The 12321-nt window shown below is 68.2% G+C and carries 11 protein-coding genes and 1 other RNA gene; 11 read left to right on the top strand and 1 reads right to left on the bottom strand.

Features of this window, described 5'->3' with window-relative positions; genetic code table 11:
• Nucleotides 1-54: 54 nt before the first annotated feature.
• The 3 genes from metZ (at nucleotide 55) to BU28_RS0110330 (ending at nucleotide 4762) form a co-directional block, all read left to right on the top strand.
• Entirely contained in the window at nucleotides 55-1227 is a 1173-nt protein-coding gene (gene metZ, locus BU28_RS0110340; protein WP_028719414.1) for an O-succinylhomoserine sulfhydrylase, read from the top strand.
• 94 nt (nucleotides 1228-1321) lie between these two features.
• Nucleotides 1322-2302 carry a GTP cyclohydrolase FolE2 gene (gene folE2 / locus BU28_RS0110335; RefSeq protein WP_028719413.1) on the top strand — a complete coding sequence of 327 codons (981 nt, stop codon included), beginning with the start codon at nucleotides 1322-1324 and terminating at the stop codon, nucleotides 2300-2302.
• A gap of 72 nt (nucleotides 2303-2374) precedes the next feature.
• The gene (locus tag BU28_RS0110330) at nucleotides 2375-4762 is read left to right on the top strand and encodes an ATP-dependent helicase (protein ID WP_028719412.1); all 2388 of its coding nucleotides are present in this window, start codon (nucleotides 2375-2377) and stop codon (nucleotides 4760-4762) included.
• On the opposite strand, the gene BU28_RS0110325 is transcribed toward BU28_RS0110330, so the two are convergent.
• Nucleotides 4759-5598: an SDR family oxidoreductase gene (locus tag BU28_RS0110325; RefSeq protein ID WP_028719411.1), complete on the bottom strand. Its 840-nt coding sequence runs from the start codon at nucleotides 5596-5598 to the stop codon at nucleotides 4759-4761. The two genes, BU28_RS0110330 and BU28_RS0110325, sit on opposite strands and share 4 nt — an antisense overlap.
• Nucleotides 5599-5702: 104 nt before the next feature.
• Here BU28_RS0110325 and BU28_RS0110320 point away from each other — a divergent pair, with 104 nt between their 5' ends.
• The 8 genes from BU28_RS0110320 (at nucleotide 5703) to BU28_RS0110290 (ending at nucleotide 12294) form a co-directional block, all read left to right on the top strand.
• Entirely contained in the window at nucleotides 5703-6032 is a 330-nt protein-coding gene (locus BU28_RS0110320) for a winged helix-turn-helix transcriptional regulator (protein ID WP_081791344.1), read from the top strand.
• Nucleotides 6033-6120: 88 nt separating this feature from the next.
• Nucleotides 6121-6492: RNase P RNA component class A (gene rnpB, locus BU28_RS24175), an RNA gene on the top strand.
• A 113-nt stretch (nucleotides 6493-6605) separates the two neighbouring features.
• Nucleotides 6606-6989: an SH3 domain-containing protein gene (locus BU28_RS22630; RefSeq protein WP_051578114.1), complete on the top strand. Its 384-nt coding sequence runs from the start codon at nucleotides 6606-6608 to the stop codon at nucleotides 6987-6989.
• 134 nt (nucleotides 6990-7123) lie between these two features.
• Nucleotides 7124-7291 (top strand): 50S ribosomal protein L33, encoded by a 168-nt coding sequence (rpmG, locus tag BU28_RS0110310; protein WP_028719409.1) that lies wholly within the window; start codon nucleotides 7124-7126, stop codon nucleotides 7289-7291.
• 258 nt (nucleotides 7292-7549) lie between these two features.
• Entirely contained in the window at nucleotides 7550-8467 is a 918-nt protein-coding gene (locus tag BU28_RS0110305; RefSeq protein WP_415839872.1) for a dihydrodipicolinate synthase family protein, read from the top strand.
• Between the two features lies 1 nt (nucleotide 8468).
• The gene (locus BU28_RS0110300) at nucleotides 8469-9974 is read left to right on the top strand and encodes an aldehyde dehydrogenase (protein ID WP_028719407.1); all 1506 of its coding nucleotides are present in this window, start codon (nucleotides 8469-8471) and stop codon (nucleotides 9972-9974) included.
• Nucleotides 9974-11320, top strand: a complete 1347-nt coding sequence (locus BU28_RS0110295) for an NAD(P)/FAD-dependent oxidoreductase (protein ID WP_028719406.1) — start codon at nucleotides 9974-9976, stop codon at nucleotides 11318-11320. Before BU28_RS0110300 ends, BU28_RS0110295 begins: the two co-directional genes overlap by 1 nt.
• Nucleotides 11317-12294, top strand: coding sequence for a LysR substrate-binding domain-containing protein (locus tag BU28_RS0110290; RefSeq protein WP_224767357.1), 978 nt, complete (start codon nucleotides 11317-11319; stop codon nucleotides 12292-12294). Before BU28_RS0110295 ends, BU28_RS0110290 begins: the two co-directional genes overlap by 4 nt.
• The last annotated feature ends 27 nt before the right edge of the window (nucleotides 12295-12321 follow it).

The following is a 12321-nucleotide window of genomic DNA, read 5'->3' as shown; positions in this document are numbered from 1 at the left end:
CTTGCGCCATGCCCTTGGCGGGAGTAACCGGACCTGACCGAAAAGGAGTCCGCCATGTCCCAGAAGCCCTTGCATCCGCGCACCCGCGCCGTCCATCTCGGCATCCGCCGCAGCCAGTATGGCGAGATGGCCGAGGCCTTGTTCATGACGCAGGGCTTTGCCTATGACAGCGCGGAACAGGCCGAGGCGCGCTTCATCAAGACCGGCCCGGACGAATTCATCTATGCCCGCTACGGCAACCCGACCTCGCGCATGTTCGAGGACCGGATCGCCGACCTGGAAGGCACCGAGGACGCCTTTGCGACGGCCAGCGGCATGGCGGCCGTGAACGGCGCGCTGATGTGCTGGGCCAAGCCGGGCGATCATGTCGTGTCCTCGAAGGCGCTGTTCGGGTCCTGCCTTTATGTGCTGGACGTGCTGGCCCGCTTCGGGGTCCGGATCTCCTATGTGGACGGCGCGGACCTGGACCAGTGGCGCGCGGCGATCCAGCCCGACACCAAGGCGGTGTTCTTCGAATCCGTGTCGAACCCCACGCTCGAGGTGGTGGACATCGAAGGGGTGGCTGCCCTGGCCCACGAGGTCGGCGCGCTGGTGATCGTGGACAATGTCTTTGCGACGCCCGTCTATTCGCGCGCGGTCTCGCAGGGGGCGGATGTCGTCGTCTATTCCTCGACCAAGCACATCGACGGGGCGGGGCGTTGCCTGGGCGGCGTCATCTGCGGCACCCGCCATTTCGTGCGCGAGGTGGCCGAGCCCTATCTGAAACACACCGGCGCCGCGATCAGCCCGTTCAACGCCTGGCTGATGCTGAACGGGATGACCACGCTGGACCTGCGGGTGCGCGCCCAGACCGAAACCGCGCTGGCGCTGGCGCTGGCGCTGCAATCCGCGCCGGGTGTCGCCAAGGTGATCTATCCGGGGCTGCCCGATCATCCGCAATACGACCTGGTGCAGCGCCAGATGGGCGCGGGCGGCACGATGGTCGCGGTCGACGCGGGCAGCAAGGACGCGGCCTTCGCGGCGATGAACCGGATGCGGATCTTTCAGATCTCGAACAACCTGGGCGATGCGAAATCCATCGTCACCCACCCCGCCACCACCACGCATTCCCGCCTGTCGGACGAGGTGCGGGCGGAACTGGGCATCACCCCGGGCCTGCTGCGCCTGTCGGTCGGGTTGGAGGATGCCGACGATCTGATCGCCGATCTGCGTCAGGCCCTGGCCTAAGGCCCGTTCGGGGCGCCTGCCGCGGCGGACGCCCCTTTTGTTTTCAGGGCATCGTGCCCACATTGCGCCCGACCGTCACCCCACGAGGACGACCATGACCGAGGCCCGCCCCCTGTTTCCCGGACCCCTCGCCACCGAACGCGCCTATCCGGCGCTCAAGCGGGACTATCCCGCCGACTTTCGGGTGGATGCCAGTTACAAGGCCAGCCTGCCGGACCTGCAGAACGGGCCCGCCAGCCTGATCGTCGGTGCGCGCGCCGCGATCCAGCATGTCGGCATCTCGAACTTTCGCCTGCCGATCCGCTACCAGACCAAGGAGGGGGGCGAGGTCACGCTGGAAACCAGCGTCACCGGCACCGTCAGCCTGGAATCCGACCGCAAGGGCATCAACATGAGCCGCATCATGCGGTCCTTCTACGCCCATGCCGAGAAGCGCTTCTCGATGGGGGTGCTGGAAGCCGCGCTGCAGGACTACAAGTCCGACCTGGACAGCATCGACGCCCGCATCCAGATGCGGCTCAGCTATCCGATGCGGGTCGACTCGCTGCGCTCGGGCCTGACGGGCTGGCAGTATTACGACATCGCGCTGGAGCTGGCAGAACGCGCCGGGCAGCGGCTCAAGATCATGCACTTCGATTACGTCTATTCCTCGACCTGCCCGTGCTCGCTGGAGCTTAGCGAACACGCCCGCCAGATGCGGGGCCAGCTGGCGACGCCGCATTCGCAGCGCTCCATCGCCCGGATCTCGGCCGTGACCCAGGGCGAAACCCTGTGGTTCGAGGACATGGTCGCGCTGTGCCGCCGCGCCGTCGCCACCGAAACCCAGGTCATGGTCAAGCGCGAGGACGAGCAGGCCTTCGCCGAACTCAATGCCGCGAACCCGATCTTCGTCGAGGACGCGGTGCGCGCCTTTGCCGCCGAACTGCTGGCCGAGCCGCGTATCGGCGATTTCCGCGTCGTCGCCAGTCATCAGGAATCGCTGCATTCGCACGATGCCGTCAGCGTACTGACCCAGGGCGAGACCTTCGCCCAGGTCAGCCTGGACCCGTCGATCTTTGCCGGTCTGCGGGCATGACCTGCGGGCGTGATGTGAACAAGGCGTGAACGCGGGCTTTCCTGGCGCGCCTGCAGGGGTTATGTTGGCGGCATGAACGAATTCGACGATTCCGATGCCTTCGAGGCCGCCGCAGCCCCGGTGCCGCTTTCGCAGCGCGCCATGTCGGCGCGGCCGGCGCCCTATCTGGACGGGCTGAACGATGCGCAGCGCGCCGCGGTCGAGGCGTTGGACGGGCCCGTGCTGCTGCTCGCCGGCGCCGGCACCGGCAAGACCCGGGCGCTGACCACCCGCATCGCGCACCTGCTGACCCAGGGCCGCGCGCGCCCCGGCCAGATCCTGGCCGTGACCTTCACCAACAAGGCCGCGCGCGAGATGAAGGACCGCATCGGCCGCCTTCTGGGCGAGATGGTCGAGGGCATGCCCTGGCTGGGCACCTTCCACAGCGTCAGCGTCAAGATCCTGCGCCGCCATGCCGAACTGGTTGGCGATGCGACGCTGCACCTGAAACCCAGCTTCACCATTCTCGACACCGACGACCAGATCCGCCTGCTGAAGCAGCTGATCGCGGCCGAGAACATCGACGAGAAACGTTGGCCGGCGCGGCAGCTTGCCGGGCTGATCGACGGCTGGAAAAACCGCTGCATCACCCCCGCCCGGCTACCCAGGGGCGAGGAGCGCGCCTTCGACGGCTGGGGCGGCAAGCTTTACGCCGCCTATCAGCGCCGCCTGCTGGAGCTGAACGCCGTCGATTTCGGCGACCTCCTGATGCATTGCGTCACCATCTTTCAGGCGCACCCGGACGTGCTGCGCCAATGGCAGGACCGCTTCCGTTATATCCTGGTGGACGAATACCAGGACACCAACGTCGCCCAGTACATGTGGCTGCGGCTGCTGGCGCAGGCGCACAAGAACATCTGCTGCGTGGGCGACGACGACCAGTCGATCTACGGCTGGCGCGGCGCCGAGGTCGGCAACATCCTGCGCTTCGAGGCGGATTTCCCCGGTGCGCAGGTGATCCGGCTGGAACAGAACTATCGTTCCACCCCGCATATCCTGGCCGCCGCCTCGGGATTGATTGCGGCGAACAAGGGGCGCTTGGGCAAGACGCTGTGGACCGAGGCCCAGGGCGGCGAGCCCGTCCGCCTGATCGGCCATTGGGACAGCGAGGCCGAGGCGCGCTGGATCGGCGAAGAGATCGAGGCGTTCCAGGGCGGCCACCGCCACAGCATCGGCAAGCGCAGCCTGAACGACATCGCGATCCTCGTGCGCGCCAGCCACCAAATGCGGGCGTTCGAGGACCGCTTCATGACCATCGGCCTGCCCTATCGGGTGGTCGGCGGGCCGCGGTTCTATGAACGCCAGGAAATCCGCGACGCCATGGCCTATTTCCGGCTGGCGGTCAGCCCGACCGACGACCTCGCCTTCGAGCGCATCGTGAACGTGCCGAAGCGGGGTCTGGGCGACAAGGCGGTGCAGACCATCCAGCGCGAGGCGCGCGAACGCGGCCTGTCGCTGCTCGAGGGCGCGGCCTCGGTCGTGGCCACGCAGGCGATCGGCGGCAAGGGCGGCGCGGCGCTGCGCAACTTCGTTCAGGGCATGGGCCGCTGGCACGCCGATGTGCTGGACGACAGGGTCAACCATGTCGAACTGGCCGAGCGCATCCTGGACGAATCCGGCTACACCGCGATGTGGCAGAACGACAAGTCGCCCGACGCGCCCGGCCGGCTCGACAACCTCAAGGAACTGATCAAGGCCTTGGAGGAGTTCGAGAACCTTCAGGGCTTTCTGGAACATGTCGCGCTGGTCATGGACAACGACACGGGCGAACAGGCCGAGCAGGTCAGCATCATGACGCTGCACGCCGCCAAGGGGCTGGAATATCCCATCGTCTTCCTGCCGGGGTGGGAGGACGGGCTGTTCCCCAGCCAGCGCAGCATGGACGAATCAGGCATGAAGGGTCTCGAGGAGGAGCGCCGCCTGGCCTATGTCGGCATCACCCGGGCCGAGGAGCTGGCCACCATCACCTTCGCCGGCAACCGCCGCATGTACGGGCAATGGCAGTCCTCGCTGCCCTCGCGCTTCATCGACGAACTGCCCGAGGAGCATGTCGAGGTGCTGACGCCGCCCGGACTTTACGGCGGCGGCTATGGCGCGGCGGCGCAGCCCTTCGCCACCTCGGCCATGCACGAGCGCGCCTTCAAGGCCGATGTCTACAATTCCCCGGGCTGGAAGCGGATGCAGCAGCGGTCGTCCGAACGTACACAGCCCGTACACCGCACGCCGGTCGTCATCGACGCCGAACCGGCTGCCCGCTATGCCGTGGGCGACCGGGTGTTTCACCAGAAATTCGGCAATGGCACCATCCGCGGCATCGCCGAGGATACGCTGACGGTCGAGTTTCCGACGGGCTTCAAGACCATCAAGGCGGGCTACGTTCAGCCCGCCTCGGGCGCCTCGACCGGTGACGTGCCGTTCTAAAGCGCGGCGCGCACGACGTCCGCAAGCGGCGTGGTCGGCCGCCCGATCAGCCGCGACAGCGCCCGGCCGTCGTCGAACAGCGCGCCTTGGGCCGCACCCGCGTCCCAGCCGGCGATCGCCGCCGCAAGGCCCTCGGGCAGCCCGGCCTTGACCAGCGCGGCGGCGTATTCGGCCTCGGGCAGGTCCACATAGGGAATGTCGCGCCCGCTCTGGCGCGAGACCTCGGCCGCCAGATCCGCCAGCGTCCAGGCATCGTCCGCGGCCAGCTCATAGGTCTGCCCGGCATGGCCGCCCTCGGCCAGAACCCGGGCGGCGGCCTCCGCGTAATCCGCCCGCGCCGCGCCCGACACCCGGCCCGCGCCCGCCGCGCCGATCAGCGCGCCATGCTGCAAGGCGGTCGGAATCCACCCGGTGTAGTTCTCGGCATACCAGCCATTGCGCAGAATCGTGTGCGGAATGCCCGATTCCGCCAGCGCCGCCTCGGTCTCGACATGCTCCGCCGCCAGCGACAGGGGCGAGCGGTCGGCATGCAGCAGGCTGGTATAGACGATCTCGCCCACGCCCGCGGCCTTGGCGGCCTCGATCACCGTGCGGTGCTGGGGCGCGCGCTTGCCGACCTCGCTCGACGAAATCAGCAGCAGCCGCTCGACGCCCGCCAGCGCGGGCGCCAGCGTCTCGGGCTGGTCATAGTCGAAGGCGCGGGTCTCGACCCCCAGGTCGGCCTTTTCGGGCGACCGCGCCAGGGCGACGATCTGGTCCTCGGGCAGCAGGGTTTTCAGCTTGGCAATGGTCAGGCGGCCCAGTTGGCCGGTGGCTCCGGTAATCGCAACAGTCATGATGATCTCCGTTACTCTTGTGCGGAAACAGATACGCGCCTAACTTATCAATAGTAAGAACATACAGGAATGTTAGTGTGGAAAATCCGCAAAGGGGCGATCTGATGGCCGCGGCCTGCCCGTCGCGCGACGTCCTGCGGCGGCTGACGGGGCGCTGGGGGATGCTGGTGCTGTGGACCCTGGCGGCGGGGCCGCAGCGCTTCAGCGGCTTGCGCCGGCACATCGGCGGGGTCAGCGAGCGCATGCTGGCCCAGACCCTGCAGGGGCTTGAAGCCGACGGCATGGTGCTGCGCCGCGATTTCGGCACCGTGCCGCCGCATGTGGAATACGAACTGACGCCCCTGGGCCAGGAGGCGGCCGCCCGCGTCGATGCGCTGCTGGGCTGGATCGAGGACCGGCTGCCGCAGATCGCCAGCAACTGGTCCCGGCCCTGATCCTTCACCGTCTTCCGAATACCCATGCCGCCCGTGCCGCCGGCGCGGCGCTTGACCCCGGCGCGCGACCGCCCTATCTGCCCCTTGCGCGGATGGCCGGATGACCGCGGCGGGCGACCGTCGAGGAAAGTCCGGACTCCATGAAGGCACGGTGCCGGGTAACGCCCGGCGGGGGCAACCCCAGGGAAAGCGCCACAGAGAAGAGACCGCCCGTGGTCCGCCGCGGGCAAGGGTGAAACGGTGGGGTAAGAGCCCACCGCGGGCCTGGCAACAGGACCGGCAAGGCAAGCCCCACCGGGAGCAATGCCGAATAGGGACCGCGCGTCGCAAGACAGGGCCGCCTTCGCCCCAGCAGGTCCGGGTTGGCAGCTAGATCCCGTCGGCAACGGCGGGGCCAGAGGAATGGTCATCGAAGGGGGCGACCCCGGAACAAAATCCGGCTTACAGGCCATCCGCGCATTTTCCGCCCGCCCTTCGTTTCCGCCGCCGCGCTTTTTCGCGAGCGGCCCTTTTTCGCCCGTGTCAGGGCGGGACAGTATGCTAGGCTCGACCCGATTCATGGGGGATCGATCCATGCGCATGATGCTGACGATGGGCCTGATGGCCTGGGGCGGGGCCGCGCTGGCGCAACAGCTGGCCGTTCCCGTCATCGAGCCCGAGGGCGACGGCCAGGCCGCCACCTGCATCGGCGGCGAGGTCTTCGGCCTGCGCGCCGAGGGCGACGGTTTCCTGGCGATCCGCACCGGCCCGGCCACCACCTATGCCCGGATCGGGCGGCTTCACAACGGCGACCGGGTGCTCATCATCGACCGGCAGGGCGAATGGGTGGGCATCGCGCGCGATGGCGGCCAGACCGACCAGAAGGGGGTCTGCGCCAATGCCGGGCCGGCGCGGCGCATCACCGGGCCGGATGTCGGCTGGGTGCACGGCCGCTGGCTGCGCGAGACGGCGGGCTAGCGCCCTTTGGGCCGTTCCGACGCAAAACCCTGCGATTCGCCGTTGACTTCGCCCGTTCTCGCAGTAAAAGGCGGGCTTCAAGAGATTCCACGGGGTTCGCAGCAGCGTCTTTGCCCCGCAGCAGGAGCAATGAGATGGCGAAGCCGACGACGATCAAGATCCGTCTGAACTCGACGGCCGGGACCGGGCACTTCTATGTCACCAAGAAGAACGCCCGCACGATGACCGAAAAGATGGCGGTCAACAAATACGACCCGGTCGTGCGCAAGCATGTCGAGTACAAGGAAGGCAAGATCAAGTAAGATCTGCCCGGACAGAAATCATGCGGAACCGCGTCCCCGACAGGGGGCGCGGTTTTTTCATGCGCGGCCGTCGCGACGGCCGCGCCTTGCGCCGCCGCACCGCGTCGGGCAGTCGCGCCGGCCAGTCGCGCCGGCCAGCCCCAGTTTTTCTAATGCCTCGATCCAGAACATTCTCCTTTGCGGGACGGGGGCCGGCGGCCTTACCACCGGGGACAGCGAAGGGCCCCGGGGCGGGGCCGACACCCAGGAGGCCGCGACATGACACCCCGGATGGTGCTGGAAGGCATCTACACCCCCCTCATCACGCCGTTCCAGGCGGACGGCAGCTTTGACCTGGATGCCCTGGCCGAGTTGATCGAGCGGCTGATCGCGGCGGGCGTGCACGGGCTGATCTCGGGCGGGTCCACCGGCGAGAACTATGCCGAGACGGTCGAGGAGCGGCTGGAGCTGGCGCGCTTCATCACCGAGCGCGTGGCCGGCCGCCTGCCGGTCATCGTCGGCACCGGCGCGATGCGCACGCCCGATTCCATCGCTCTGGCGCAGGGCGCGCGCGAGATGGGGGCCGATGCGATCCTGCTGGGCACGCCCCCCTATTCGGTGCCCACGGAACAGGAAAACGCCCTGAACGCGCTGGCCATCGACCGCGCCTGCGGGCTGCCGATCATCCTTTACAACTATCCCGGCCGGATGTCGGTCGAGATGGGGACCGAGTTCCTGGATCGCGTGGGGCGGTCCAAGAACGTCATCGGCATCAAGGAAAGCTCGGGCGACATTAACCGGGTGCACCTGCTGGCGCGCGACTATCCGCATATCCAGATGTCCTGCGGCATGGACGACCAGGCGCTGGAATTCTTCGCCTGGGGCGCGCGCAGCTGGATCTGCGCCGGCTCGAACTTCCTGCCCGAGGAGCATGTGGCGCTTTACGAAGCCTGCGCCGTGCAGGGCGATTTCACCAAGGGCCGCCGGATCATGTCGGCGATGCTGCCCTTGATGCGGGTGCTGGAACAGGGCGGCAAGTTCATCCAGTGCGTCAAGCACGGGGTCGAGGTCTCGGGCATCACCGCCGGGCCGATGCGCCCGCCGCTGAAGGGGCTGAACAAGGATGAAAAGCGCGCGCTGGAACAGGTGATCCGCACGCTGAAAACCACCGTCGCCGCGATCACGGAAGGGAACTGAGATGACCGATCTGCTGACCATTCAGGAATACAAGGCCATCGCGGCGTCGCTGGACCTGCCGCAGAACGCCTTCATCGACGGCACCTTCCGGCCCGCGATCGGCGGCAAGACCTTCACCACCGTGAACCCCGCCACCGGCGAGGCGCTGGCCGAGGTCGCCGCCTGCGGGGCCGAGGACGTGGACCTGGCCGTCGCCAAGGCCCGCGAGGCCTTCGAGGACGGGCGCTGGTCGCGCCTGCACCCGGCCGAGCGCAAGGAGATCCTGCTGAAGTTCGCGAAGCTTCTGGAGCGCAATGCCCGCGAACTGGCGGTGATGGAGTCGCTGGACGCCGGCAAGACCATCTACGACTGCGAGACGGTGGACGTGCCGGAAACCATCCACGTCCTGAAATGGCACGCCGAGCTGATCGACAAGATCTATGACCAGGTGGCGCCCGCCTCGGACAACCACATCGCCATGATCGTCCGCGAACCCGTGGGCGTCGTGGGCCTGGTGCTGCCCTGGAACTTTCCGCTGCTGATGCTGGCCTGGAAGATCGGCCCGGCGCTGGCCTCAGGCTGTTCGGTGGTGGTCAAGCCCGCCGCCGAGACCTCGCTGACCGCGCTGCGCGTGGCGGAACTCGCCGCCGAGGCCGGGCTGCCGCGCGGCGTGCTGAACGTCGTGACCGGATCGGGCGCCGAGGTGGGCGAGCCGCTGGGCCGTCACCCGGACGTGGACATGGTCAGCTTTACAGGCTCGACCGTCACGGGGCGGCGCTTCCTGCACTATTCGGCCGACAGCAACCTGAAAGAGGTCGTGCTGGAACTGGGCGGCAAGAACCCCTGCATCGTGCTGGACGATGCCGAGGACCTGGATGCGGTGGCAGCCCACGTGGTGAACGGCGCCTTCTGGAACATGGGGCAGAACTGCTCGGCCGGGTCGCGGCTGATCGTGCAGAAGGGCATCCAGGACCGGCTGATGGCGCGGGTCGAGGCGCATGCCCGCGAATGGATCCTGGGCGATCCGCTGGACCCCGAGGTGCGCGTGGGCGCGCTGGTCAGCAAGGCCCATTTCGGCAAGGTCTCGGCCTATCTCGAGGCGGCGCAGAAGGAAACGATCCTGCTGGGCGGCACGTCCCCGGCCGAGGGCTTCATCGAACCGACCGTGGTGCAGGCCGCGCGCGATTCGAAGCTGGCGGTCGAGGAGATCTTCGGCCCGATCCTGACCGTGATCCCGGTGTCCAGCTTCGAGGAGGCGATCGCGGTCGCCAACGACACCGAATACGGGCTGGCGGCGTCGATCTTTACCGCCAACGGCAAGCGGGCGCTGCGGGGCGCGCGGATGCTGCGGGCCGGGACCGTCACCGTCAACAGCTTTGGCGAGGGCGACATCACCACCCCCTTCGGCGGCTACAAGCAGTCCGGCTTTGGCGGGCGGGACAATTCCATCCATGCCCATGACCAGTATACCCAGCTCAAGACCATCTGGCTGGACCTGACCGACCATTCGGACGCGGCCCTGGACTGATGGGCCGGCACGACGCCATCCGCACCCCGGCGTTCAACGGCCCCGCCGGGTGGAGCGTGATCCTGCCCCCGGTCCCGCCCCGCGCGCGGCTGGAGGGCCAGGCGGGTTGCGACATCGCCATCGTGGGCGGCGGCTTTGCCGGGCTTTCCGCCGCCCGCCGGCTGCACCAGATCGACCCCGGGCTGCGGGTCGTCATCCTGGAGGCGGCGCGCATCTCGGAAGGGGGCACGGGGCGCAACTCGGGCTTCATGATCGACCTGCCGCACGAACTGACCTCGGGCGACTATGCCGGTGCGGGCGACAGCCACGACCAGCAGCTGACGCGGCTGAACCGCCAGGCCATCGCCTTTGCCGCCGGCATCGTCGAGGAATTCGCCATCCCCGAGGGCTATTTCCAGCGCGCCGGCAAGATCAACGGCGCGGCCTCGGACGCGGGGGTGGCGGCGAACGAAAGCTATGCCCGCCACCTGTGCGACCTGGGCGAGGCGCATGAGCGGCTGGACGCCCGGGCCATGCGCGAGATCACCGGCAGCGCCTATTACCGCGACGGGCTTTATACCCCGGGCACGGTGATGATCCAGCCCGCGGGCTATGTCCAGGGCCTGGCCGCCGGGATCGAGCGCGGCGGCGTCACGATCCACGAGAACTCGGCCGCGCTGCGCATCGAAGGCACGGGGCAGGGCTGGACCGTCGCCACCGCTGGCGGAACGCTGAGCGCGGAGCGGCTGATCCTAGCCAACAACGGTCATCTGGAAAGCTTCGGCTTCAAGCGCGGCCAGCTGATGCACATCATGCTGAACGCCTGCATGACCGAGGAACTGGACCCCACGGCGCTGCACGCGCTGGGCGGGCGGGAATGCTGGGGCATCACCCCGGCCGACCCTATGGGCACCACGGTGCGCCGCATCGGCCCGGCCCAGGGCGGCAACCGCATCGTGATCCGGCAGGGCGGCTATTACCGGCCCGGGATGCAGACCAGCAAGGCCGACCTGGACCGCCTGGTCGGGCAGATGCGGCGCAAGTTCGACGCCCGCTTTCCGATGCTGAAGGCCGTGCGGTTCCAGTACAGCTGGTCGGGGCACCTGTGCCTGGCCAGAAACAACGTCTCGGTCATGCGCGAGCTGGAGCCGGGGCTTTACGCGGCCTGCGTCGACAACGGGCTGGGCACCACGCGCAGCACCCTGACCGGGATCGGCGCGGCGGAACTCGCCTGCGGCCGGGAAAGCGAGGTCACCCGCTTCTTTGCCGCCGAGGCCGAGCCGGCGCGCCTGCCGCCGCATCCCTTCGACACCATCGGCGCCAATGCATATCTGCGCTGGAAAGAGTGGCAGACGCGGCTAGAATGACGTCCCAGTCAGAGGGAAAGTCGACCGCCGCCATGCCGCCGATCAAGCGCCGCTACCTGCCGTCTCTGGGGGCCTTCGCGACCTTCGAGGTGGCGGCCAAGCATCTGAGCTTCACGCTGGCCGCCAAGGAACTGAACGTGACCCAGGGCGCGGTCAGCCAGCAGATCCGCCTGCTGGAGCGCGCGCTGGACAAGGCGCTGTTCGTGCGCAAGCACAACGCGCTGGAACTGACGCCCGAGGGGGTCAGCCTGTTTTCGGCCGTGACCGCGGGGCTGGACACGATCAGCGCCGCGGTCTCGGTCCTGACCGAGGATCAGGGCCCGCAGGCGGTCACCGTCTCGGCCACGGACGGCATGGCGCTGTTCTGGCTGCAGCCGATGATCGACAGCTTCCGCGCCCAGCACCCCGAGGTGGGTTTCGTGGTCCTGGCGTCGGACGCGGACGACACCCTGCGCAACTATGCCGATGTGGACATCGCCTTTCTGTGCGGCAACGAGCGCTGCGACGTGGGCGAGGAGCTGCATTTCCTGTTCCAGGAGATCGCCCAGCCGGTCTGCTCGCCCGCCTTTCTGGCCCGGCACGGCCCGTTTCCCGATGCCGAGAGCCTGAACGGGGTGAACCTTCTGCACCTGCACGACCGGCACTGGAGCGCGGATGCCATCGGCTGGCAGCCGATGGGCTGGGCCGAGTGGTTCCGCGCCCAGGGGACGGAATGGGCCAAGGCGCCGTCGAGCCTGTCCACGAACAAGGTCAGCCTGCTGATGCAGGCGGCCATGGCCGGGCAGGGGGTGATGCTGGGCTGGCACCACATGGTGCGCGCGCCCATCGCCGAGGGGCGGCTGGTCTTTGCCCATCCCGCCCCGATCACGGCGGGGCGCGGCAATTTCCTGAACTGCAAGCAGAAATCCCTGAAGCGGCCGGCGGTTGCGGGGTTTGTCGCCCATCTGCTGGCGGCGGTGCGCGAGGCGGGCTGAGGCGGGGGGCTCTGCCCCCGTCGCGTG

Origin of the sequence: Paracoccus yeei ATCC BAA-599 (assembly GCF_000622145.1) — a bacterium.
Classification (GTDB): Bacteria; Pseudomonadota; Alphaproteobacteria; order Rhodobacterales; family Rhodobacteraceae; genus Paracoccus; species Paracoccus yeei.
The sequence above is the reverse complement of the archived record's forward strand: the minus strand, read 5'-3'. Positions and strand labels throughout refer to the sequence as shown.